Here is a 22,069-nt window from a genome sequence, read left to right on the forward strand (position 1 = left end):
CCAGGGCGCGACCCGCCCGCCTCCACCCCGTACGACCCAGATCAGAACTTGATCTTGACCGATACCGTGACCGTGATGTTCGCGCTGCGAAGCTGGTCGCGGTTGCCGTTGATCGGGTCGTTCTCGACAACGTTCTTCCGCATGCCGTTCACCTCCTCTCCCGATCGGACCGAACCTGCCAACGTGCGGGGAACAGGGTCAGGCCACTGGCCGCGCCATCGCGAGCGCGACCGCCGTACCCTCCTCCTGCACGCCGTCGAAGTGCCGCTGCATGAACAGCAGCACGGTCTGCATCAGCGACAGATGGCTGCGGGCGTCGAAGTCGTCGTGCCCGGCCCGGCGGCGAACCAGCTGATGCGGAACGCGGCGGGCGGCCAGCAGGCCGGCGTACCGCTCCACCGGGGCCGGCGGGCAACGCACGTCGTCGCTGGAGACGGCGAGCAGCACCGGCGCGGTCACCTGGTCGACGTAGCTGGCCGGCGACGACCGGGCGTACGCCTCGGGAACCTGCTCCGGGGTGCCGCCGAACAGCATCACGTCGAGCGCCTGGACCGCCGGGGACGCGGCATGGAACGCGGCGGCGTAGTCGGCGATCGGGCTGATCGCCACCCCGAGACGCCACAGCCGGGGCTGCACCCCGAGGGCGAGCAGGGTCAGATAGCCACCCCACGAGGTGCCCCACAGGGCGACCCGTCCCGCCTCGATCAGACCTTCGGTCACCAGATGCTCGCGGACCGCCGCCAGATCGGCGACCTGGGTCAGCCCGACGCCGGAGCTGAAGTCGTTACGCCAGGCGGAGCCGTAGCCGCTGGACCCCCGGTAGTTGGCACGCACCACCGCGCAGCCGGTGCTGGCCAGGATCTCCACCAGCGGGTCGTACGCGTCCCGCGCGTGCTGTGACGGTCCGCCGTGGACCAGGAACACGGCGGGACGGGTACGCCGGTCGTCGTTCGGTGTGGTCAGCAGCACGTGGATCGGCCCGCCCGGCCCCGGCACCCACAGCTCCTGCCGCTGGTAGTCGTCGACCGTGGCGGACGCCGCCGGGTCCGGACCGGCGCCACTGTCCGGCAGCCGTACGTCGCGGCCCGACCGTAGCTGCGGCGGGGTCAACGAGTCGGTCCAGATGTAGACGACGTCGCCGTCCGGCCAGACCGCCGCGTCCAGCACACTGCCCGGCGGGGTCGGCAGCACCGCGCTGGCCCGCACCGTCAGGTCGGCCTCGTGCAGGATCGTATGGGCGTGCCGGTCCTGACGAATCAGGATCCGCCGGCCGTCCGGATACCAGCTCGCGGTGATCTCGGTGTCGAACCAGCACCAGCTGTGCGGCTGCAGTCCGTCGGCCCGGGTCCAGGTCGCCGGGAAGTACCGGTCGTCCTGCTCCAGCACGAGCAGCAGCCGGGGTTCGCCGCCGTCGGGGGCGAAGCCGAGCGCCCAGACCCGCCGATCCGGCCGGCCGGACACCACTCCGACGGTGGTCCCGTCGCGGCCGACGACGGTCACGGCGTCCGCGGCGGCCGGGTCGGTGCCGACCGCCGCCAGCTCACCGGTCGGGTCCAGGTCGACCAGGTACGCGTACCCGGCGGTCCGGGTGACCTCGGTGATCCGCCCGTGCGGGTCGCGCCGGTGCAGGGTCAGGCCGTCGTCGTCGGCGAGCCCGACCAGGGCGGTTCCGTCGTCGGCCATCGCGATCCCGGCGTGCCGCGCCGGCGTCACCCCGGGCAGCGCCGGAGCCGAGACCGGCGAGGTGGCCTGGTCGGTGGCGCTGTTCGGGAAGTCGCGGGTACGCCAGACGCCCACCCCGGCGAGGTCGTCGTCGAACCACCACACCGTCTCGCCGTCCGGGTCCAATGCGGCCCGGATCGTTCCGGTCGCCCGGTCGGTGAGCTGGGTGACCGTGTCGGTCCGGCGGTCCCAAGCCAGGATCTGGCATCGACCGTCGGCGTCGCCGACGTAGACCACCCGGTGCGGCGCGTGCTCGGCGACCACCGGAAGTGCCGGATAGAACAGTCGGTATTCACGGCTCATCGGCGTGCCTCCTCTGCCACGGGTTCGGTCGTCGCCGCGTCGGGTTCGGTCGGCGTCGCGTCGTCTGGTGGGTCCTCCGCCCCGGCGCGCAGTTGGCGCAGGTTGACAGTCGTGTAGACGGCCAGCCCGGCCAGTGCGGCGGCGAAGATCAACGCGACCGCGGTCGGGCTGTACCAGGCGACGAGCAGGCCGGCGAGCAGCGGCGCCGGGGTCTGCAGCACCTCGCCGGCGGTGCCCATCACGGTGCCGACCCGACCCTGTAGCTCGTCCGGCGTCAACGCGATGACCCGCGACTGGAAGATGACCCCGAGCAACGGGCTGAGCAGGAAGACCAGGCCGAAGAGCAGGCCGTACGTCCAGGTCTGCCGGGCCTGCGACATGGCCGCGACCAGGGCGACCATCGCCCAGGAGGCGACGACGATGACGGTCATCGGCCGGACCCGGCTGAACACGGCGGGCGCCAACAACGCGCCGGTCAGCCCGCCGACGCTGGCCACGGTCAGCACCAGGCCGATCGACGACGCGGCCGCGCCCTGCTGCCCCGCAGTCAGAATCGCGTAGTAGATGAGTGCGCCGAAGGTAAAATTGATCCCGGCAGCCCAGATGGTCACGAATCGTAGAAACGGCTGGCGCCACACGAAGCGCAGGCCGTCCCGCAGATCGGTGAGGAACGACGTGCGTTCGGCACGATCCGGGGTGAGATCGGTGCGGATCGCGCTGACCAGGAATGCGGACACCACATATGACACGGCGTCCACCAGGAATGGCACCCACCGGCTTATCTGGTAGAGTGCGCCGCCGAAAACCGGACCGACGATCTGTACGGCGTGATTGCGCGCCTCCAGCCGGGACAGCGCCTTCTTGTCGTCGGCCGGTAGCACCCGGCGAATCGAGCCCGCGCCGGCCGCCTCGTAGCCGCTCTGGGCGAGCCCTTCGACGAAGGCGGCGGCAGCGAGCACCACCAGGGTCGCCGTACCGCTGGCGACCGCGACGAAGAGCACCGCCATCGTGGCGGCGGCCAGCAGTAGTGACGCCACCATCATCCGTTTGCGGGGCAACCGGTCGGCCAGTACGCCGGCCGCAGGCGCGGCGACAAGTCGACCGGCCAGGGCCAGCGCGCCCACCAGACCGGCGGCGGCCGGTGAGCCGGTTATCGCGAGGGTGACCAGCGGAAAGACGATGCCGGAGGTCTGCGACCCGAGTTGGTCGACGGCCCCGGCTATCCAGTACAGCCGGAAATCCCTCTTACGATTTCCATCAGTCGGCGTTGAATCAGCGGTTGAGGCAGCGGTCATCACTTCGGCCACATCGTCGACATGAACGTCCCAAGGGGTGGTTGATTGAGACTGTCTTGGCGGGCGTAACTCAGGTGAAATAAATCGACCTACCGGCCCCTGACCGGGCCACGGACAGAAGGCTAACAGCGCCCCAACCGGAGCGCAAGCATGTCAATACTTCAAGTTAGCCCAGGAGCAACCAGCGGCTCGTTCAATCCGAACTTGAGGATAATCGTCCCGCAAATGAAGCTATGCCCACAGGCCGAATTATTACCGCCCTACCCGGGCGTAACAACGACTCGTTGTCATCTTTGCCGTTAAGTAGGCGATGTCAGCTGCAAACCCGGCATCGGCCCTGTTGTCGCGACAAGATCGACAAGGGTGGCTGCCGGCTGGCCGGCGGCGCAACCCGAACCCAGCCAGCCCGACCGGGTCGGCCGAGGCCCGCTGGCTGGCGGCTGCCCGAGTGGGCGGTGTCAGCTCGGCTGCGTCGGGTAGGTCGACAACGCCGCCGGCCGGGCGGCCAGCATCGGCCGGAGCGCGCCGGCCAGCAACCCGACGTCGGCGGCGGCGAGCCGCAGCAGCGGGCGGCGCAGGTAGATGCTCCACGCATGCGGCTTCGGAAACGCCGCCAACTGGTGCACCAGCGGCTGCAACTCCACCCCGCCCGGGTACGGCACCACCCCGTCGACGTCCAACGTGCAGCCGGAGACGAACCGCATCCCGGCGATCTCGACCGGCTCGTCGAAGGCACGGACCGCGCTGGTGGCGGTCGCCGTACCGATCACCCGGCCCCGGTCCCGGGTCGGGTTGTGCCAGGCGCCCCGGGTCGCGTACAGCAGCAGCCGGTCGCCGGCGGCCAACGCGGCCACCTCGGCCCGCGGGGTCGCCGGGAACGCCATCCGCTGCTGCTCCAGCACCCAGCGGATCGCTGCCCGCTCACCGAGGACCACCAGGTACGCCGCGTTCACGCCGCTGACTCTATCGACCCGCGTCCCGGACGTCGGCCCAGCCTCATCCCGGCCTACCTGTAATCATAAGGTCGGAGATGTCGTGCTGCGGATCGTGAGTGTGAACGCCTGGGGTGGGGCGCTGGCCGATGAGCTGCTGCCCTGGCTGGCCGACCTCGCGGCGGACGTACTCTGCCTGCAAGAGGTGACCCGGACGCCGGGCCTGACCGGGTGGACCCGGTTCGACGACGGCGACCGTACCCTGCCGCAGCGCGCGAACCTGTTCGACGACGTCCGCGCCGTACTGCCCCGGCATCAGGCGTTCTTCCTCACCAGTGACTCCGGGCCGGTGACCGACGAGACGGGTGCCCGCCATCGGCAGGACTTCGGCCTGGCGACGATGGCCGCCGAGTGGCTGCCTGTCGTCGGTGTCGACTCGACCTTCGTGCACGGGACGTTCGTCGAGCACGCCGAGTGGACCGTCGCGGACCGTCCACGTGTGGCACTCGCCGTCGGCACAGTCGGCCGCGCCGACGGCCGGCGGGTGTGGGTGGTGCAGGTACACGGGCTGCGCGACCCGGCCGGCAAGGCGGACACCCCGGCGCGCCGGGCCCAGGCGGTACGGCTGGCCGAACTGGTCCAGCGGGTACGCGACCCGGACGATCTGGTGGTGGTGTGCGGGGATTTCAACGTGCTGCCCGACAGCGAGACGTTCGACGTGCTGGGCGGTATCGGGCTGACTGAGCTGGTCAGCACGGGCGACACCCGTACGTCGCATTATCCGAAGCCGGTCCGGCACGCGAGCTATCTGCTCGTCTCCGACGTCGCCGCCGTCGAACGCTTCGAGATCGTGCGTCAGCCGGAAGTCTCCGACCACCGCGCCCTGCTTCTCGACCTGCGGACCTGACCTGCTCAGCCGGCAGGGTCCCGCCCCGGTGTGACCACCCCGACGGCGGGTACTCGTCGGTCATGGTGGGCAACGCCGACACTGTGACGCGATCACGCGCCCTGATGGCGGGGTCGGACAGCAGCGGAGCTCTCGTGCGACCAGCCGAGCACGCCGATCTCGCGACCACGGCCCGTACGCATGTGGAGTTCCTGCCGGTCGGGCTGTTTCCGTCGCTTGGAGCAGGATTCGTCCGCCGTTGGCACCGCACCTACCTCGACTCCCGGCACGGCGTCGGCTACGTGGTCACCGACCCGACGACACCCGACGGCGACGTTGTCGGGTTCCTGCTGGGCACCACCGACCAGGCTGCCCACATGGCGGCACTGTTCGCCGATCGGCGGGCGCTGGCGTCCCTCGCGGCGGCCGGCGCCGGAGCGTTGGCCCGACGCCCCACATTGGCCCGTCAACTGTCCTCCCGGGCCGTGCCCTGGGCGCGGCAGATTGCGCAGCGCCGGTCGGGCCAGCCGGCCCCGTCGGACGGCATCGCCGAGAATCCACAGGTGGCGGTGATGGTCGCGGTGGCGGTGCAACCGCAGTGGCGGGGCAGCGGAATCGGGGCGGAACTCGTCCGACGGTTCGTCCAGGATGCCCAGCGCGCCGGGGCGGCAGAGGCCGAGCTGGTAACCCCGGTCGGGTCGGCCGGAGCAACCGGCTTCTACGAACGGCTCGGCTGGGAGCTCGGGCCGTGCTGGCACACCCGGGACGGTGACGAGCTACGCGCCTACCGTCAGCGCCTCGCCGCCACCGCTGACAGCTGATCACCGTCCGCAGACGGCGACGGTCGGCACCGGTTCGTCGGTCAGCGTCGCCCGGTGCCGGAACAGCGCGGACAGGTCGTGCCCATCGAACGCTAAGGCGGAGCGACCGTCGGTGACCAACTGGATGGTGTTGTTGCACCTGCCGTAGCGGCATGTGCTGTGGTGGAGGGCACCACCACACGGAAGGCCCCTGTCTGCGATGTTTCCCTCCCTCACGCCTCCCCGCCAGGCTGGAGGAGACCTTGGCGGCGCAGGAGGCCGAGATCAAACGGCAGCGCGCGGCTGTCCAGCGAATGCAGGAGGTGGGCAGCCCGCTGGGGTTGCTCTCCGAGTTGGTCACGGACCGGCTCAGCCATCTGCCGCCGGGCGTACTGCGAGCGTCGGACCTGGAAGCCCTGCTGGTCACGGAACGGATCTTCGGGCCGCTGGGCGCCGCCGTCCAGGCCAGCGTGTTCATCGTGCTGGCTACCCACCCCGAACTGCGGGCCGAGCAGGACCGTCTCGACGCGGCTGAGGCCGCCCTCGACGACGGCGTCGAGCCTGATGACGCGCGCGTCGAAGAGCTCGCCGTACAGCGATGCGCCCAACAGTTGGCCCTGGACCGGGCCATCGAGGCAGCAGGGCTGGACAAGGCCGCGGAGGAGCTCTTCGAGACCGACGACGCCGACCTCAAAGGTACGGAGGAGCGGCAGATGAGCGCTTTCGAAGCGGCCACCAAGATGCCCTACGGCTTCTCTCCCGCTCGGACGCGCTGCATGGAACTCGCGGGGCAACTCCTCGCTCAGGCCTACTCCGCAAACAGCTGACCAGCTGCGCCTCGCACCGGATCGCGGCCCGACAGCCGGTCACGTCCCTCGTAACCGGCTGCGCTCGGCTGCCTTGGCGAAGTACGCGCCGGTGATGCGGGAGGTCGTCCGGGTGGGCAGGACGCGCTGGAAGAGGAAGGTCTGGGTGGTGTAGAGCCAGCCGTCGACCACGGCCGCCGACCGGCCGGCCAACGCGGCCATGACGGTGTCGGCCACCTGTTCGGGCTGTCGCTTCCCACGGAAGTGGCCGGGGTTCATCGGTGTCTCCGTCGCCCCCGGACTCACTGCCACCACCCGTACCCCACTTCCCCGCGTCTCGGCCCACAACGCCTGGGTGAAGGAGAGCACGAAGGCCTTCGAGGCCGCGTACGCCGCGTTGTTGGGCGCGGGGGAGTACGCGGCGGTGCTGGCGATGTTGACGATCGCGCCACTCCTGCGGGTGAGCATGCCGGGCAGGAACAACGCGGTGATCTCCGCGACCGCTCCCGCGTTCAGGTCGACCAGCGTGCGGATCCTGGCGGGATCGGTGTCCGCGACCGGTCCCGGCAGGGCGATACCGGCGTTGTTGACCAGGATGTCGATCGCGACTCCGGCTTCTCCGAGCCGCCCGGCGAGGTCGCCCGGGGCGCCCGGCAGCGACAGGTCCATCGATACGGTGCGCACGTCGACGCCGTACGAGGCCCGAATCTGCCGTGCCGTGTCGTCCAACCGCTCCTGGTCACGCGCGACCAGGACCAGGTTCGTACCCTTCCCGGCCAGCCGGGCGGCGATCGCCGCCCCGATCCCGGCGCCGGCCCCGGTGACCAGCGCGGTGGTCTTGTTTTCGCTCATGCGGACGACGGTAAACTTTGACGCTGACGTGAATGTCAAGCTCGGATGGGGGTCCCGCATGCGCATCGGCGAACTCGCCAAGGCCACCGGCGTGAGCACCCGGGCACTGCGCTACTACGAGGAGCAGGGTCTGCTGCCCGCCGCGCGGCGCGGCAACGGATACCGGGAGTACGACGAGCAGGCGGTGCTCCGGGTCGCCTTCATCCAGGACCTCTACCGCGCCGGGCTCCCGTCGGAGGTGATCCGGGAGATCATCCCCTGCGTGGGCGGCGAGCGACCGACGGGCGACTGCTCCGGGCTGGTCGACCGGGTCCGGCAGGTCCGTGACCAGCTGGCCCACCAGGAACAACTGATCGCGCAGCGGCGCCAGATGTTGGAAAGCTACCTCTCCGGCGCCGCCGCTCCGGCCGCCGTGACTCGGCGGGAATCGGGGGTCCCGATCGCATCGTGATCCAGTCCGTCACACCTCACCCTCGATCGAGGGTCAGCAGGTGGTGGGCTGCCAGGTCACCTTCGTGATGGAGATGGTCACGTACAGGTCCCCGCTGTCGTTGGCGTACGCGCACCTCTTGCCGGTGTACGTCGTGCCGAGGTAGTCGTACGACCAGGTGATCTCGGCGTTGCGGGAGGTGCGGTTGTAGAACAGGAATGCCGGGACCTTGCCGGACCACTCGGTGTTGGTCGTCAGCGACGGAGTCTCAGTAGGACCCTCCGGCGGGTGCGTCGTACCAGCCCAGACGCAGAGCAGGCCTTGCGGGCAGTTCCCGGGCGACCAGTACCCGTTGCTGGCCTGGGAGGCTGCCGCCGGGCCAGTGGGGGCGATGGCCAGCAGGCCGGCCAGGGCCGCGGCGAGAGCGATGGACTTCCACTTCACGGTTCACCTACCTTGAGAGCAACTATCGACGTACATCTAACTTAATGACTAAGTAGTTGTACGGTCAAGAAGCCCTGGGAGTTCCCCGGACCTCGGCGCAGCCGACGTCACCACCGCTTGGCCGCTCACCCGACCGCGCCGAGCCAGACCATGCCGTCCGGTGGGGGAAGGTCCTTGGCCGACAGCATCTGGTCAAGCGCGGTGACGAGGTGACCCAACCCGGACGGGGTACGCCGGAATCGCTGACCGGACACGAGAACGACGCCCATGTGTGGGATGCCTGGCGCGAGTCTGACGAAGTCACGCGCGTTCTCAGTGACCAGGCATCGTCCGTTGCGTGCCGCCCAGGCCAGGACCTCGTTGTCCGGTGCGGCGGCGAGCCCGATGTCGGGGTCGAGCACGGCAACGACGTCATGTCCGCGCTGGCGCAGCAACCTGGCCAGCTCGCGCGAGTACATCTCGTCCAGTAACAGACCACTCACGCCACACGCCTACGAAGGATGACCTGCTCTGCTTGCCAGAGACGCTCTTCCTGCTCGGCGACCGCCTGGTTGGCGGCGATGCGCTCGTCGACCTCTTCGGGGTACGCGGCGTAGTAGCGAAGCGCAATGACGATGGCCCGATGGTGCAAGCCCGTCGACACCGCCAGCGCCTGGGTGAGTTCGTCGCCAGCCAGGTCGGGGGATTCGGCCTTGATGGCATGCAGTGCGGCGATGACCTCCCAGACATCCGGTCCCGCCGCCAGCCCGGCCCGCCGCCCGGTCGGGCCGGGCCGGAAGACGATGCCCGGATGCTCGTGAGCGCGCAGCGACTCGTCGATGAACATGTTGGCAACCGATGAGATCGACGAGCCGGGGTGTTCACGCACGTATCGATCGAGCTGGGCCAGAACCTGTTCGTCGAAGCGGATCGACCTCGGAGTGCTACCCATCACTACAGGGTAGCCAGTTGTAGCCGTCTGTGGGAGCGGTGTGCTCATGCGGCATCGACCTCGTTGGCGGCGATCCATTCGTCGATTTCGGCCCAGTGGTCGGCGTAGTAGCGCAGTGCGACGTCGACGCTGTGCCGGGTCAGCCCGGTGCTCGCCATCATCTCGGTGACCAGCTCGTCGCCGTCCAGCTCCGGGGATGCGGCCGTGATGGCGTGCCGCGCGGCGATGACCTCCCACACGTCGGGGCCGCCGGCCAGCGCGGCCCGCTGCCCGGCCGGCCCGTCGCGCAGCAGGATGCCGGGGTACGTCGCCCCGTCGTACCCGCTGCTCACCGCGCACCCGCGTAGTGGTGGCGCTGGCCGCCGGCCTGCCGCTGCGGGTCGAACCGTGCCTCGAACTGCTCGGTCTGCCATGCACGCAGCGCGTTGCGCACCCGGTCGGCCTCGCCCCAGGCCATCCGCAGCTCACGGCGCAGCTCGTCGACCTCGTCGGCGACCCGTTCCAGGTAGCCGTACACCTCGTCGGGGTCGAGGCCGCCGCGCCAGCGACGCGGCAGGAACCGCATGGCACGCACCGCCGGCCCGGTCAGCCGCGATCGCCGTACGCCGTTGTGCCCGCTGTTGCTCCGGTAGTCGCCGCCGGTCGCCGCCGTCAGCCGGTGCCGTACGGTCGCCGCGTTGCGCCTGAACACGTTGTGCCTCCTTGGGGGGAGAGAATCGTGGAGAGGCGCCGGGGCGGGCGGGATCACGCCAACCGAGTTTGCAGACCTGGGAGCCGCGTTGCCGGGCACCCGCCCCGGGCCGTGTCACCACGATGCCCTTCGTACACGGCCGGAGAACAGCGCATGTTTGGTGCACGCTGCGCCGAGCCGTGATGCACGTTTGTAGCGGCACCAGTGCCGAGCTGCACTATCTTGCTTTCTCGGCGTCGAGCTGTGGAACTTCCACGGAATCCACAGCAGCAGAAGGTTATCCACAGCCCGTTGCATTGATCTTGTTTCTCTGTGTGTACTACGTGCACCGTGGACATTGATCCGACGCGACGGGAGGGCGTCCAGGTGACGACACGGCGACACCGGTTCATCCAACACCGCAAGGCCGTCGGTTTCACGCAGGAAGGGCTGGCTGCCCACCTGTACATCGACCGCACCACCGTCGCCCGATGGGAGCGCGGCGAGACAGACCCACACCCAGCGGTACGCGCGCGACTCGCCGAGGCCCTTGACCTGCCCGTTGACCAACTCGAAGCGCTACTCAGTGATGAGCCGATGATCGTTGCTCTGGACAGCACGGAATCCGGCGGTACGGTGGCATCGGAGGATACCGATGGAGGTGATCTTGTGAACCGTCGCGCTTTCACGATCAACACCGCTCTCGCCAGCCTCGGCATCGCCACACCACTGCGCGACTGGATCACATCGCCGCAGGTGCCGCAGCACCTCGGCATGGAGCACATACAGCAGGTCTCCGAGACGATCCTGGCCTTTCGGCGTGCCGACGCGGCGGTCGGCGGCGACAGCCTGTGCGACGTCGCCATCGCCATGCACCGCCGCCTCACCCGCTGGGAGCGCGAGGCGAGCTACAGCCGCCAGGTCGGCGAGGCCCTGCAGGACTGCCTCGGTGATCTGGAGGTCCAGACCGGCTGGCTTGCCCTCGATGCCGAGCGACGTCAGGAGTCCCGCCACTACCTGCACGAAGCCTTCGTCCGCGCCCGGCTCCGCGACGATCCTCGACTTGAGGTGCGTGCGCTCCAACAACTCTCGATGCTGGTGCGGGATGCCAATCCGACGGAGGCGTTGCGCTTCGCTGAGGCGGCCCAGCGGATCGCCGCGCCCTGGGCAACTCCGCGCCTTCTGACACTGCTGCATCTACGTGCTGCCCTTGCCCATGCCAACGCCGAAGAGGAATCGGGCTTCGGACGAGAGCTAGTGAAAGCCAAGATCCAGTTCGATAAGGGCACGACCGAGGACGACCAGAGGTATCTCGGGTTCGTCGACTATCGCGAGGTGTCCGCTATCGAAGGCATGGGCCACCTCGCACTGAAGAGGCCGGATCGCGCCGGTGCCATGTTCGCACGTGGGCTCGACAGCCCTGACCCCACGTACCAGCGCAATATGATCTTCACCAAAGTCGATCTCGCAAGAGCGACGGCTCACCAAGGCGACTACTCGGGATCGGCCAAGTTCGGACTCGACGTCGTACCTGCCGTCGCGTCGCTCAAGTCTCGGCGGACCCGCAAACGTTTGGGTGTCCTGCGAGCCGACCTTGCCCGGGCGGCTCCTCACGTTCCGGCGGCTCGGGACTTCATCGAGGCGTACGACGCTGCCAAGGTCGCCTGATGGCGGTTGACGGTCTCAAGCTCGACGTCTACGACCCTGACCAGGCGAAGGAAATCCTTGAAGACCTGGTCGCCGTCTACATCGAGATCTATGAGCCTTTTCCAAGCTGATCTTGCAGCTCAGGGCGGATGCGGTAGGCCCGCTGATCGATGGGTGCGAGGCTCCAGGTAGGACAGCTGTCGACCAAGACTCGAAGCCCCGACCGGGAGCCTCGCCATGCTGTCCTACCCCGCCACGATCTCGTTGTCCAGCCGCACCCTGAACCACCTGGCCGAACGCATCCGCAGCCACCGTAAGCAGCGCCGATCGCGGTGGCGGCGCCTCGAACCCGGCCGGCAGGCGCTGCTCGCCCTGGCCCATCTGCGCAACGGCGACACCTACACCCGACTCGCGGCCGGCTTCGAGATCGGCGTCGCCACCGCCTGGCGCTACGTCCAGGAAGCGATAGCCCTGCTCGCGACGGCCGCCGATGACCTGGCCACCGCCATGGTACGGATCCGCCGACTGGCGTACGCGATCCTGGACGGCACCCTGATTCCGATCGATCGGGTCGCCGACCAGCGACCCTACTACTCTGGGAAACACAAGCACCACGGCGTGAATGTGCAGGTCATCGCCGATGCCGCTGGCCGGCTCGTCTGGGCTTCACCGGCGCTGCCCGGTTCGGTTCATGACCTGACCGCAGCCAGGACCTACGGCATTATCGATGCGCTGACCAGGGCGGACGTGATGACCTTCGCCGATAAGGGCTACCAAGGAGCCCGCGGCAGCGTGCGCACTCCGTTCAAGCGACGCCGCTTCCGCCCGAAGCTGTCACGCCGGCAGAAGGCCATCAACCGCGCCCACGCGAAGATCCGCGCCCGCGGTGAACGCGCAATCGCCACCCTCAAGGCCTGGAAGATCCTGGCCAAGCTGCGCTGCTGTCCACGGCGAGCGACCGTGTCAGCTCCGCGTGAAAACTGACCACGTGGTTCCGGCTGAATCGGGACCACCTCCTGAAGCATCGGGAGGTGCTGAACGTGGAGGACTGGGCGGAGATCCGGCGGCTGCGGCGGTCGGAGGGTATGGCGATTCAGGCCATCGCACGGCGGTTGAGGATGTCTCGCAACACCGTGAAGAAGGCGTTGGCCAGTGATGAGCCGCCGCGGTACCGACGGGCGGCGAAGGGCTCGATCGTGGACGCGGTCGAGCCGCAGATCAGGGCGTTGTTGGCGGAGTTCCCGGACATGCCCTCGACGGTGATCATGGAACGGGTCGGGTGGACCCGTGGGAAGACGGTGTTCTGTGACCGGGTGCAGCGGCTGCGGCCGTTGTTCCGCCGGCCTGACCCGGCGCAGCGCACCGAGTACCTGCCGGGTGAGCTGGCGCAGTGTGATCTGTGGTTCCCGCCGGCGGACGTGCCCCTGGGGTTCGGTCAGGTCGGACGGCCGCCGGTGATGGTGATGGTGTCCGGGTACTCGCGGTGGCTGACGGCGGTGATGATCCCGTCCCGGCAGTCGGCGGATCTGCTGGTCGGACACTGGACGTTGATCTCCGGGTGGGGTCGGGTGCCCAGGACGTTGGTATGGGACAACGAGTCAGCGGTTGGCCAGTGGCGTGCCGGCAGGCCGCAGTTGACCGAGGCGATGAACGGCTTCCGTGGCACTCTCGGGATCCGCGTGCTCCAGTGCCGGCCGGCGGATCCGGAAGCCAAAGGCCTGGTGGAGCGGGCGAACGGCTATCTTGAGACGTCGTTCCTGCCCGGGCGCCGGTTCAGCTCGCCCCGGGACTTCAACGCCCAGCTTGCCGAATGGCTGGTACGGGCGAACCAGCGTCGGCACCGGGTGCTGGGCTGCCGGCCGGTGGACCGGTGGGAGGCCGACCGAGCGGCGATGTTGACGCTGCCGCCGGTCGCGCCGGTGGTCGGCTGGCGGCGGAGCACCCGTCTGCCCCGCGACCACTACGTCCGGCTGGACGGCAACGACTACTCGGTGCACCCGATGGTGGTGGGCCGCCGGGTCGACGTGGTCGCTGACGCCGACCGGGTGCAGGTGCTCTGCGAGGGCCGTCTCGTCGCCCGGCACGACCGGTGCTGGGCGCGGCATCAGAGCATCACCGACCCGGCTCACCGTCAGGCCGCCGCCGATCTGCGGACCGCCGCGCGGCAGGCGCCGGCACCGGCGGTCACGGCCGAGGTGGAGCACCGCAGGTTGGCCGACTACGACCGCATGTTCGGTGTCGATGCCGAGGCGGCCGCGTGATGGCCTCCAGAACGACCGGCAACCGCAACGTCTCCTCCGAGATCGCTTTCCTCACCCGTGCGTTGAAGGCGCCCTCGTTGGCGGCGTCGGTGGACCGGCTCGCGGAGCGGGCCCGGGCGGAGTCGTGGACGCACGAGGAGTTTCTCGCCGCCTGTCTGCAACGCGAAGTGGCGGCCCGGGAGGCCCACGGCGGTGAGGGGCGTATCCGGGCGGCGAGGTTCCCGGCACGCAAGAGCCTGGAGGAGTTCGACTTCGAACACCAGCGGTCGTTGAAGCGGGAGACGATCGCCCACCTGGGCACTCTGGACTTCGTGGCGTCGAAGGAGAACGTCGTGTTCCTGGGGCCGCCCGGCACCGGCAAGACCCACCTGTCCATCGGTCTCGGTATCCGGGCCTGCCAGGCCGGACACCGGGTCGCGTTCGCCACCGCCGCTCAGTGGGTGTCCCGTCTCGCTGACGCCCACCACGCCGGCCGGCTGCAGGACGAGCTCGTCAAACTCGGCCGGATCCCGCTGGTGATCGTTGACGAGGTCGGCTACATCCCCTTCGAAGCCGAAGCGGCGAACCTGTTCTTCCAGTTGGTTTCGAACCGCTACGAACGTGCCTCGCTGATCGTCACCAGTAACAAGCCCTTCGGCCGGTGGGGAGAGGTCTTCGGTGATGACGTCGTCGCCGCGGCCATGATCGACCGGCTTGTTCACCACGCCGAGGTCGTTTCGATGAAGGGCGACAGCTACCGGCTCAAGGACCGCGACCTCGGCCGCGTCCCGGCAGCGACCAAGACCAACGACTGAAGATCAACCAAACCGGGGTGGTCCAGTTTCAGCCGGACCACGGTGGTCACGATTGAGGCGGCGTTGACAGACCGCGATCGTGCAGGCCATCCTCGTTCTGCACCACGTCGAGACCGACCGCTACGCAGCATGAAAAGGGCTCTATGACGAGCCGGCCGACGCGTTCCACGGCGAGGACCGCTACCGCCGGCAGATCAACGGCCACATGGCGCTGCCCGGCTGGAAACTCGTCACCGGCAGAGTCGGCAACGAACTCGTCGGTTATGCCTACGGCTTCCCGCTGTCGTCGGACCGCTGGTGGGCCGGGCTGCTCACGCCCGTACCGGACGGCTTCACCGATGAGGACGGACAGCGCACCTTCGCGATCAGCGAGATCATGGTCCGCGAGTCCTGGCGGCGACAGGGCATCGCCCGCGCACTGCACGACGCGCTTCTCGCCGACCGCGCCGAGGCGAGAGCCACCCTGCTCGCCGGCCCAAAGAACGCCCCGGCGCAGGCCGCGTACGCCTCCTGGGGCTGGCGCACCGTCGCCCAACTTCGCCCCAACTGGGAGAACTCCCCCACCTACGACGTCCTCATCCGCCCGCAGCATAAGTAGGCCGCCCCACCGCGACCGTCTGCTCACTCCTGGCCAGAACGGTGCCAGCCAAGTGCGATCAGGGTGATCAGCACAGCTGCCGTGCCGCCGGACACAACGCCGGCCCAGCCCGGAAGGCCGGCCAGTCTGCCAGCCGCATACCCCAGGCCGGCGCCAGTCAGACCGGACAGCGCGACCGCCGACCAGCCCACCGCATTCAACTGGACCCGACGGACCGGACGTGATGCACGTCGGCGAGCCCTCCACCGCGAGGTAGGGCGGTACTCGCTGTATCGACGTCGCATGATGACCTCAGCAGCGGTGAACGGGAGCGATCATCGGCTGCATCCATGCTGACACAGCAGCCCAGTGTCATCGAAGTGAGGCGTACGCACCCTAAAACGGACTCGTAAGGTATCTGAGCCTCACCTCGACGAGTCGACCTGCCGGACGATCTGCACGCGAGGCACAGCAAGCGCTCCAAGGACGTCGAAGACCTGCTGGAGATCGACTCGATCGTCTTCGGCACCTCAACAAAGGTCCGCGACTACGGGCTGCGACGGCTCGGGGTCCTCGATGCACTCAACTCGCGGTCCACCGCCCGGGTCCCACAGTCGCGCGGTCCCATCGTCGCCGGCGGTGGCGAGCATCCGGTTCTTCGCCGTCGGCAGCTCGCAGACCGCCCGGATCCAGCTGGCATGCCCGCGCAAGCTCGGTCGGGGGTTCCAGGTCTGCTCCGGGGTGCCGATGTGCCTGAGCCACCACCCACGCAGCCCGTTGACGACCGAGGAGGTCGTACAACGAGCCGCTGTCCACCGGTGACCGTACCGGTGACGACGACATTGGTTCGCGGCGCGAGGTAGGCCACGCCAATCACCGAATTGGCAGCCGCTGACGGACTGGCAGCGGGGGTAGCCCCGGCCATATCGGCCGAGGCTACCTTTGGACGGTACGGATCAGGTGGACGGGACGAATCAGGCCGGCGAAAGGCCTTCGGCGTAGTCGTACAGGCTCTTGATGTCGTTGTCGAAGTACGGGCCGTCGAATTGACCGTTGCCCGGGTTGTCACCGTGGCTGACCACGCTGTTGATGTACCCGTAGCCGGTCGAGTCGTTGTACTCCTGCAACCAGGGTCCACCGCTGGAACCGTACGTCATGTTGCAGTACATCCGAATCTGCTGGCCACCGGCGTTCCATGTGGTGCCCTGGCAGTAGTACTGGCTCTCGCCACCGCCCAGGTTGGACGGGTAGCCGAGGGCGGTGACCGAAACGCTGTAGCTGTAGTTCCAGCGCAGTCCGTGGCCGCCGACGGTGTCGACGACCTTCAGGCCGTAGGTGCCACCGTTGTTCATGATGGCGATGCCCATGTCCTCGGCGTAGCTGCCGCTGTTGATCCAGGCGGTACGGGTGTTGAGGCTGTACGCCACGAAGGTGCCGTACGGCCGCGAGCCGTTGCGGTAGCGCGGGACGAACTGCCAGTTGCTGTACCACTGCCCGCCGGGGCCCTGGTGCACGCAGTGACCGGCGGTCACCACCAGCCGCCGCTTGCCGCTGGCGACGGTGCTCGCCGAGCAGGAAGCCCTGCCACCGGTGGGGGTGGTGAAGTAGACCTTGCCGACGGCCTGCGACTCGTTGAGCAGCATCCCGACGTCGCCGCCGGTGCCGATGCTCGGCGCGACCGGTGCCACCGCACCCGCCGGCCCGTCGGGCTTGGCCACCCGCTCAGTCGACTCGGTGCCCTTCGCCGACCTCGCGAACGTCAGATCGACGGCAGACGCCATCCGCTCCTCGGTCCAGTAGTCGCTGACCTCCTTCGCGATCTTCGCGTTGGTGATCGCCCGGCCGTCGAGGGTGCGGGCGATGGCGCTCGTGTTGCCGTCCGACTTGAACGGCGACGACTCCGCCTGGGCGGCCGGCGCGCCGGTGACCACCAGCGTGAGTGCCAGGCCGGCCATTGCCGACCAGCGCAGTGTGGATTTCAAGAGACCCTCCCTTGTCTTGGTACCCATCTGGGCGCTAGCAGCGTATTGGCAAATTTCCATTGATCACAACGGAAGTAAAATGACTGATCACGGACACTCGCGAAACCTGCCGCTTGAGCTGGGTAGATGGCCACCAGAATCATTGGATCCAACTTCACCAAACGCTTCGACATCATGTGAGCAGGGAGCACCACAGAGAAGCAGAGATTTTACGTCTCATTTATCCCATAGCATCGCGAAATACATCCGAAATACAAGCCATGTGATTTTCCGGACCCAACGCCGAACGTTTGTGGCAGGAATCAGACGACGTGTTTCAGAACTGACCGGTAGCAGTCAGAAGGGAGCCCGTCGACAACGGAGGGAACGAACGAACCAGGCCGACCGGGTCGGCCTGGTCGATCTAGCTAGCTGATCTGGTCGATCTAGTTGATCTGGTCGACCGGGATGTCCGGGGCGACCGGGCCGAGCACGACGGTGCCGTCCGGCTCGACCCGCCAGCCCGGGTTACAGGCGACCTCCCAGACCGTGCCGTTCGGGTCGGCGAAGTGCCCGTGGTACCCACCGAACTCGGCCCGCTGGCCCGGCCTGAGGACCGTCCCGCCAGCCGCCCGCGCCTCCGCCAGCACCCGGTCGACGTCGTCCGGCGTCGGCACGTTGTGCGCCAGCGTGAACCCGCCCGGCCGGGTCACCACCGCCGCAGCCGGGTCGATGTCCCGACCGAAGGCGTCCGCGTCGAACAGGCCGAGCATCAGGCCCGGCCCGATCTGAAAGAAAATGATCTCGTCCGGTACGTCGAGCGTCGGACGCCAACCCAGCCCGTCCAGGTAGAAGCGCCGAGCGGCGGGCAGGTCGGCGGTGGCCACAGTGATGAAGTGAACCTGCTGCCGCACGGCCGGCCTCCCCGCTTCGACGGACCCGTTCCGATCACCGACCAGACTGCCACGAACAGGTCAGCATGACTGGTCGGCCACGCCTCACCGGGGCGGCGGGTAGCCGTACTGCTGGTGGGCGAGCTGTTGCACGGCGGCGAGTTGGGCGTTCGCCTCCCCGATGAGCTCCGCCGCCTCCGCCGTCGCCGCCGCGAGGCCCTCCTGGTCGTCGGCGAACCGGCGCTGCGCGTCACCCATCACGTCGTGCACCAGCTGGACCGCCCGGTCCACGTGGCCGACGGCCAGATACAGCCGGGCCAGGAACAACGCCTCGAAGGTGAGTCGCGGATCCTGCCAGCCCGGACGACGGCGGGCCCGACGCAACAGCTGCTGCTGCTTCTCGATCGCCTCGAAGCCCAGGCCGCGCTGAGCCAACCGCTCGGCACGGCGGGCCAGTACCCGCAGGTCGTGCTCGACGTCGCGGGGTGCCGTCCCGGCCGCGACGAGGACGAGCAACGCCCCGAACAGCGCGACGTAGACGCCGACACCCGGGCCGATGTCCAGTCGGTCACCGTCCGGTCCGGCGACATCGCCGATCTCGGCGTGGTTCAGCATTGCCCAGGCGAGGGCCAGCACGCCCGCCCCGGCCACCGTCACCTGCTGCCACCTGCGCGCCCGGCCCAGGCCGTACCACCCGGCGACGACCAGCGCGACGAGCCCGGCCAGCAGGGTCACGAAGGCGTCCCCGCCGGAGAGTCCGGCCCGCGAGCCCAGCGCCGACCCGCCGGTGGCGGTCTCCACCGCGCCGTACGCGACCACGCCAGCGTCCGGACCGGCGACCCAGGGCAGCACCGAACCGAGCACCAGCAGCAGTCCACCGCCGGCCGCCGATCCGGCGGCTAGCAGCCCGCGCAGCGGTAGGCGTACCCGGTTGACGAGATTCAGTACGGCGCTCGTCAAGACGGCAGCCGAATCAGGTCAGCGGTGGCGGTCACCTGAGTGACGTAGCAGACCACCGGCACCAGCAGGACCGCCGCCGGCATCAGCACGATCCGCGCCGGCAGCCGCAGCGGGGTCGGCTGCAGCCGCGCGGCCAGCACGCCAAGACTGCCCGGGACCAGGATCAGCAGGGTCACCACCGACAGCAGGTAGCGGGCCGGGCTGTCACCCGGTGCGGGGAACAGTGGCGCCAGCAACGACTCCTCAGCCAGCCAAGTGGTGCCGCGGGCCAGCCCCACGACGACCGCGACCAGCAGGATCACCGGCAGCGCCAGCAGGAACAGGTCCCAGAGCCAGCCGATGCCGACGCCGCTGGCTGGGCCGGCACCCAGCCGACGTGGACCGCCGGACTGCTGTCTTTCCTCCAGTCGCCGTTCATGTTCATGCCGCTGGCGTTCCTGCTCACGCCGGTACGTCTCCTGTTCGGCACCGGCCCGCCCGCCCCACCGGGCGCTGCTGAGCTCGGACTCGCTCAACGACTGAAGCGGCTTGTCGTCCGGGTCCATCGACGTCACCCCCTACCCATCTGGTCACTCACGGGTCGTGCACTCACGGTCATGGTCGGGCCGCCCGGCTGGTCGCCCGCTGCCGGAGTATCAGGGTGACGAGGCAGACCAGCAGTCCGGCAGCCGGGCCGACCAACCCTGCGCCGGCGGCCCGTCCATCCGGCTCGGGCGGCAGTGGGCCGACCGCGAACCCGGCCACGCCGTCACCGGCGTACCGCTCGGCGTCAGCCAGCGCCACCCGGTACTCGCCCGGGGCGAGCGCCATCTCGCCGACGCTCCAGCCGAGCAGCTGCGCCGCCCCGGTCGTCACCCGGTGGTCGTAACCGTAGGCCGGCCCGACCAGCACCGGCTCGCCGTCGGCCGTCGTCACCTCTACCTCGATCAGCCGGGGCGGGGCGGCGTCGATCAGCCGCTGGACCGCGTCGGGGCGGTCGGCCCCGGCGACGGTCTCCAGCCAGACGCCGTACTCGCCGCCGTCGGCGACCTGGACGGTGACGGTGTCGTCGATCGCCGCCCGGGACAGGTCCACGGCGGCGGCGTCGCGCTGCGACTTCGCCGTGTACCCGTACCCGAACAGTCCGACGAAGCCGGCCACCCAGAGCGCCAGCCCGGCAACGTACCACCAGCGGCTCGGGCCGAGTCGGATGAAGAACGGCCGAGGATTCACTGCCTGACCCTCCCGCCGCAGCTCACGTTGATCTCCCGCAGCTCACGTTGATCTCCGGTCAAGGTGCCCATCCGATCAGCTGGTCGCCGAACTGCCCGGCGCCCTGGCCGACCAGGGCGACCGGTTCCGGGTCACCACCGGTCGAGGCGACAACGTGGAACTCGGTCACGTCCGGGTCCTCGGCGGACCCGGTGGTGAACAGGATCCGCTCCGCCGACGGGTCCAGCCCGAGCTGCCCGATCGCCCGCCGCCAGGGCGGCGTCTGCTCGGCGATCAAGGGCTGCTCGGCGAGCCGCTGGCCGGTGATGGTGAGCCGGTAGATCTGGTCCTGGCCGGTGGCCAGCAGGGTCTCATCGTCGATCCAGCTGACCAACTCGTAGCCGGGCGACTCGAACTTGGGCGCCTCGGCGATCTGGTACGGGTCGCCGATCTGCGCACCGGCCCCGGCCAGGACGTACTTGGCGCCGACGGTCCCGTCCGGGGTGACCACCAGAACCTTGCCGTCCTCGTAGGTGGGCACCGGCACGTCCGAGTCGGGGAAGTAGAACGGCTGGCCGACGACCGTACGGGGCATCTTCGCCTGGATCTGCTCCTCGTGGCGACGGTCCTCACCGTCCAGCCCGACCGACATCAGTCGGGTCGCACGGTTCTGGTACTGCCAGTACCAGAGCCGCCCGGTGCCGTGGTGTACGGCCGGCTGGGACTGCACGGCCTTGTCCGGTACGGACTCGCCGTAGCCGGACAGGTCGGTGAAGGATCCGTCCAGTGCGTGCAGCCCTACCCGGGTTTCGAAGCCGATCGGTTCGGCGCGTTCCTTGCGGACCACCACCAGCTGCCGGTAGTCGGGGGTGAAGTCCTCCTGCCGCAGCAGGCTGCTCAGCACGTCCTGGACAGGATGGTCGGCGTACACCTTGGGGGTGAACCGCCAGTTCTCGGTCACCGCGCCGTCGATGGTGACGCTGTAGACGACGATCTCCTCATCGGTCAAGGTTTGGGCGAACACCGCGCCGGGGGCGAGGGTGCTGCGGGCGGCCGCCGCGTCGCCTTCGGCGAACGACACCGGCTCGGGCGACGCGGACGGCGACGGCTCCGCCGCCGCGGTCGCGGTGGCGTCCGCGGCGGCCTCCGGCGGCGCGGCCTGACCTTCGTCGTCGGCCGGCCCGCCGCCGCAGCCGGCGAGCAGACCGAGCGCGGCTGCGGCGAGTACGGCCGCTGCCCGGTATCGGATCGCAGTCCTTGATGGATTCGTTGTCGCCTCCATCAGCAGACCCGCGATCCACGTTCCTGGCCCGCAGGGCTCTCGTTCACCAGGTCCAGTGCGGCGGTGGGTTCCGGGTTCGGCAGGTCGTCGCGTCCTTCAGGAGTCACCGGGGCCCCGTTTCCCGTCGCGTGCGAAACGAAGAAATCCTCCCCGTCCCATTCCAGCCAGAGATAGCACTTCGTGAAGGCCATGTCGGCCTGTACCTTCCACTGCCCGTCCACATCGACCGGCTCGCCGAGACCCGCGTAGCCCGCGTCGGTCAACGCCTGCACAAACTCGTCGCGCTCCGCTTCGCTGTTGACTCCACCAGCACCGATGAGGCCACAGCCGGTCAGGGACAACCCTATTGATATCGCAGAAATAGCACACAACTGCTTGCTGGAACGCATATTTTCCGACCCCCACGAATCACCCGGTCACCGGGAATCCCAG

Annotated in this window: 26 protein-coding genes; 10 read left to right on the forward strand and 16 right to left on the reverse strand. The window is 69.0% G+C overall.

What is annotated here, in order from left to right:
- Positions 1-198 precede the first annotated feature (198 nt).
- The 3 genes from O7629_RS27235 to O7629_RS27245 form a co-directional block, all read right to left on the reverse strand.
- Positions 199-2,025, reverse strand: a complete 1,827-nt coding sequence (locus O7629_RS27235; protein WP_278172789.1) for a prolyl oligopeptidase family serine peptidase — start codon at positions 2,023-2,025, stop codon at positions 199-201.
- Positions 2,022-3,320 carry an MFS transporter gene (locus O7629_RS27240; RefSeq protein ID WP_278172791.1) on the reverse strand — a complete coding sequence of 433 codons (1,299 nt, stop codon included), beginning with the start codon at positions 3,318-3,320 and terminating at the stop codon, positions 2,022-2,024. The genes O7629_RS27235 and O7629_RS27240 overlap by 4 nt, the downstream gene beginning before the upstream one ends.
- Before the next feature lie 458 nt (positions 3,321-3,778).
- Positions 3,779-4,273, reverse strand: coding sequence for a hypothetical protein (locus O7629_RS27245; protein ID WP_278172792.1), 495 nt, complete (start codon positions 4,271-4,273; stop codon positions 3,779-3,781).
- A gap of 82 nt (positions 4,274-4,355) precedes the next feature.
- Between O7629_RS27245 and O7629_RS27250 the strand changes: the two genes are divergently transcribed.
- The 3 genes from O7629_RS27250 (at position 4,356) to O7629_RS27260 (ending at position 6,765) form a co-directional block, all read left to right on the forward strand.
- Positions 4,356-5,159 carry an endonuclease/exonuclease/phosphatase family protein gene (locus tag O7629_RS27250; RefSeq protein ID WP_278172794.1) on the forward strand — a complete coding sequence of 268 codons (804 nt, stop codon included), beginning with the start codon at positions 4,356-4,358 and terminating at the stop codon, positions 5,157-5,159.
- 134 nt (positions 5,160-5,293) lie between these two features.
- Complete coding sequence (locus O7629_RS27255; RefSeq protein WP_278172796.1) at positions 5,294-5,959, forward strand: GNAT family N-acetyltransferase; 666 nt, start codon at positions 5,294-5,296, stop codon at positions 5,957-5,959.
- 242 nt (positions 5,960-6,201) lie between these two features.
- Complete coding sequence (locus O7629_RS27260) at positions 6,202-6,765, forward strand: hypothetical protein (RefSeq protein WP_278172798.1); 564 nt, start codon at positions 6,202-6,204, stop codon at positions 6,763-6,765.
- Between the two features lie 39 nt (positions 6,766-6,804).
- Here the strand turns inward: O7629_RS27260 and O7629_RS27265 are convergent, their stop codons facing one another.
- On the reverse strand, positions 6,805-7,596 hold the full coding sequence (locus O7629_RS27265) for an SDR family NAD(P)-dependent oxidoreductase (protein ID WP_278172800.1): 792 nt from the start codon (positions 7,594-7,596) through the stop codon (positions 6,805-6,807).
- Between the two features lie 58 nt (positions 7,597-7,654).
- Here O7629_RS27265 and O7629_RS27270 point away from each other — a divergent pair, with 58 nt between their 5' ends.
- Positions 7,655-8,047 carry a MerR family transcriptional regulator gene (locus O7629_RS27270; protein ID WP_278172802.1) on the forward strand — a complete coding sequence of 131 codons (393 nt, stop codon included), beginning with the start codon at positions 7,655-7,657 and terminating at the stop codon, positions 8,045-8,047.
- A 33-nt stretch (positions 8,048-8,080) separates the two neighbouring features.
- Here the strand turns inward: O7629_RS27270 and O7629_RS27275 are convergent, their stop codons facing one another.
- The 5 genes from O7629_RS27275 to O7629_RS27295 all read right to left on the reverse strand — a co-directional run bounded on the left by O7629_RS27275 (position 8,081) and on the right by O7629_RS27295 (position 10,092).
- Positions 8,081-8,470, reverse strand: a complete 390-nt coding sequence (locus O7629_RS27275) for a hypothetical protein (RefSeq protein WP_278172803.1) — start codon at positions 8,468-8,470, stop codon at positions 8,081-8,083.
- A 125-nt stretch (positions 8,471-8,595) separates the two neighbouring features.
- Entirely contained in the window at positions 8,596-8,952 is a 357-nt protein-coding gene (locus O7629_RS27280; protein WP_278172805.1) for a DUF5615 family PIN-like protein, read from the reverse strand.
- Positions 8,949-9,401, reverse strand: a complete 453-nt coding sequence (locus O7629_RS27285) for a hypothetical protein (RefSeq protein WP_278172807.1) — start codon at positions 9,399-9,401, stop codon at positions 8,949-8,951. Before O7629_RS27285 ends, O7629_RS27280 begins: the two co-directional genes overlap by 4 nt.
- A gap of 44 nt (positions 9,402-9,445) precedes the next feature.
- On the reverse strand, positions 9,446-9,733 hold the full coding sequence (locus O7629_RS27290) for a hypothetical protein (RefSeq protein WP_278172808.1): 288 nt from the start codon (positions 9,731-9,733) through the stop codon (positions 9,446-9,448).
- The gene (locus O7629_RS27295) at positions 9,730-10,092 is read right to left on the reverse strand and encodes a hypothetical protein (protein ID WP_278172809.1); all 363 of its coding nucleotides are present in this window, start codon (positions 10,090-10,092) and stop codon (positions 9,730-9,732) included. Before O7629_RS27295 ends, O7629_RS27290 begins: the two co-directional genes overlap by 4 nt.
- Positions 10,093-10,422: 330 nt before the next feature.
- Here O7629_RS27295 and O7629_RS27300 point away from each other — a divergent pair, with 330 nt between their 5' ends.
- The 6 genes from O7629_RS27300 to O7629_RS27325 all read left to right on the forward strand — a co-directional run bounded on the left by O7629_RS27300 (position 10,423) and on the right by O7629_RS27325 (position 16,172).
- Positions 10,423-11,739: a helix-turn-helix transcriptional regulator gene (locus tag O7629_RS27300; protein WP_278172810.1), complete on the forward strand. Its 1,317-nt coding sequence runs from the start codon at positions 10,423-10,425 to the stop codon at positions 11,737-11,739.
- A gap of 216 nt (positions 11,740-11,955) precedes the next feature.
- Positions 11,956-12,702 carry a transposase family protein gene (locus O7629_RS27305; RefSeq protein ID WP_278172811.1) on the forward strand — a complete coding sequence of 249 codons (747 nt, stop codon included), beginning with the start codon at positions 11,956-11,958 and terminating at the stop codon, positions 12,700-12,702.
- Between the two features lie 47 nt (positions 12,703-12,749).
- Positions 12,750-13,979, forward strand: coding sequence for an IS21 family transposase (istA, locus tag O7629_RS27310; protein WP_278169419.1), 1,230 nt, complete (start codon positions 12,750-12,752; stop codon positions 13,977-13,979).
- Positions 13,979-14,773, forward strand: coding sequence for an IS21-like element helper ATPase IstB (gene istB / locus O7629_RS27315; RefSeq protein WP_278148120.1), 795 nt, complete (start codon positions 13,979-13,981; stop codon positions 14,771-14,773). The genes istA and istB overlap by 1 nt, the downstream gene beginning before the upstream one ends.
- A gap of 205 nt (positions 14,774-14,978) precedes the next feature.
- On the forward strand, positions 14,979-15,371 hold the full coding sequence (locus O7629_RS27320; protein WP_278172813.1) for a GNAT family N-acetyltransferase: 393 nt from the start codon (positions 14,979-14,981) through the stop codon (positions 15,369-15,371).
- Between the two features lie 618 nt (positions 15,372-15,989).
- On the forward strand, positions 15,990-16,172 hold the full coding sequence (locus O7629_RS27325; RefSeq protein WP_278172815.1) for a hypothetical protein: 183 nt from the start codon (positions 15,990-15,992) through the stop codon (positions 16,170-16,172).
- Positions 16,173-16,324: 152 nt separating this feature from the next.
- Here the strand turns inward: O7629_RS27325 and O7629_RS27330 are convergent, their stop codons facing one another.
- The 7 genes from O7629_RS27330 to O7629_RS27360 form a co-directional block, all read right to left on the reverse strand.
- Entirely contained in the window at positions 16,325-17,359 is a 1,035-nt protein-coding gene (locus tag O7629_RS27330; protein WP_347403696.1) for a hypothetical protein, read from the reverse strand.
- A 398-nt stretch (positions 17,360-17,757) separates the two neighbouring features.
- Positions 17,758-18,225: a VOC family protein gene (locus tag O7629_RS27335; RefSeq protein WP_278172818.1), complete on the reverse strand. Its 468-nt coding sequence runs from the start codon at positions 18,223-18,225 to the stop codon at positions 17,758-17,760.
- Between the two features lie 84 nt (positions 18,226-18,309).
- On the reverse strand, positions 18,310-19,164 hold the full coding sequence (locus O7629_RS27340) for a hypothetical protein (protein WP_278172820.1): 855 nt from the start codon (positions 19,162-19,164) through the stop codon (positions 18,310-18,312).
- Positions 19,161-19,709, reverse strand: coding sequence for a hypothetical protein (locus O7629_RS27345; RefSeq protein WP_278172822.1), 549 nt, complete (start codon positions 19,707-19,709; stop codon positions 19,161-19,163). Before O7629_RS27345 ends, O7629_RS27340 begins: the two co-directional genes overlap by 4 nt.
- Positions 19,710-19,758: 49 nt before the next feature.
- Entirely contained in the window at positions 19,759-20,376 is a 618-nt protein-coding gene (locus O7629_RS27350; RefSeq protein ID WP_278172823.1) for a hypothetical protein, read from the reverse strand.
- Between the two features lie 58 nt (positions 20,377-20,434).
- The gene (locus O7629_RS27355; RefSeq protein ID WP_278172824.1) at positions 20,435-21,637 is read right to left on the reverse strand and encodes a hypothetical protein; all 1,203 of its coding nucleotides are present in this window, start codon (positions 21,635-21,637) and stop codon (positions 20,435-20,437) included.
- Positions 21,637-22,026, reverse strand: coding sequence for a hypothetical protein (locus tag O7629_RS27360; RefSeq protein ID WP_278172826.1), 390 nt, complete (start codon positions 22,024-22,026; stop codon positions 21,637-21,639). Before O7629_RS27360 ends, O7629_RS27355 begins: the two co-directional genes overlap by 1 nt.
- Positions 22,027-22,069: the final 43 nt, after the last annotated feature.

Source organism: Solwaraspora sp. WMMD792 (genome assembly GCF_029626105.1).
Classification (GTDB): Bacteria; Actinomycetota; Actinomycetes; order Mycobacteriales; family Micromonosporaceae; genus Micromonospora_E.

Coding starts and splice junctions, on each gene's coding strand:
- O7629_RS27265 (WP_278172800.1), bottom strand. CDS start 7,596: ATGAGCGAAAACAAGACCACCGCGCTGGTCACCGGGGCCGGCGCCGGG.
- O7629_RS27240 (WP_278172791.1), bottom strand. CDS start 3,320: ATGACCGCTGCCTCAACCGCTGATTCAACGCCGACTGATGGAAATCGT.
- O7629_RS27355 (WP_278172824.1), bottom strand. CDS start 21,637: ATGGAGGCGACAACGAATCCATCAAGGACTGCGATCCGATACCGGGCA.
- O7629_RS27305 (WP_278172811.1), top strand. CDS start 11,956: ATGCTGTCCTACCCCGCCACGATCTCGTTGTCCAGCCGCACCCTGAAC.
- O7629_RS27270 (WP_278172802.1), top strand. CDS start 7,655: ATGCGCATCGGCGAACTCGCCAAGGCCACCGGCGTGAGCACCCGGGCA.
- O7629_RS27235 (WP_278172789.1), bottom strand. CDS start 2,025: ATGAGCCGTGAATACCGACTGTTCTATCCGGCACTTCCGGTGGTCGCC.
- O7629_RS27320 (WP_278172813.1), top strand. CDS start 14,979: ATGGCGCTGCCCGGCTGGAAACTCGTCACCGGCAGAGTCGGCAACGAA.
- O7629_RS27345 (WP_278172822.1), bottom strand. CDS start 19,709: ATGGACCCGGACGACAAGCCGCTTCAGTCGTTGAGCGAGTCCGAGCTC.
- istB (WP_278148120.1), top strand. CDS start 13,979: ATGGCCTCCAGAACGACCGGCAACCGCAACGTCTCCTCCGAGATCGCT.
- O7629_RS27330 (WP_347403696.1), bottom strand. CDS start 17,359: ATGGGTACCAAGACAAGGGAGGGTCTCTTGAAATCCACACTGCGCTGG.
- O7629_RS27285 (WP_278172807.1), bottom strand. CDS start 9,401: ATGGGTAGCACTCCGAGGTCGATCCGCTTCGACGAACAGGTTCTGGCC.
- O7629_RS27360 (WP_278172826.1), bottom strand. CDS start 22,026: ATGCGTTCCAGCAAGCAGTTGTGTGCTATTTCTGCGATATCAATAGGG.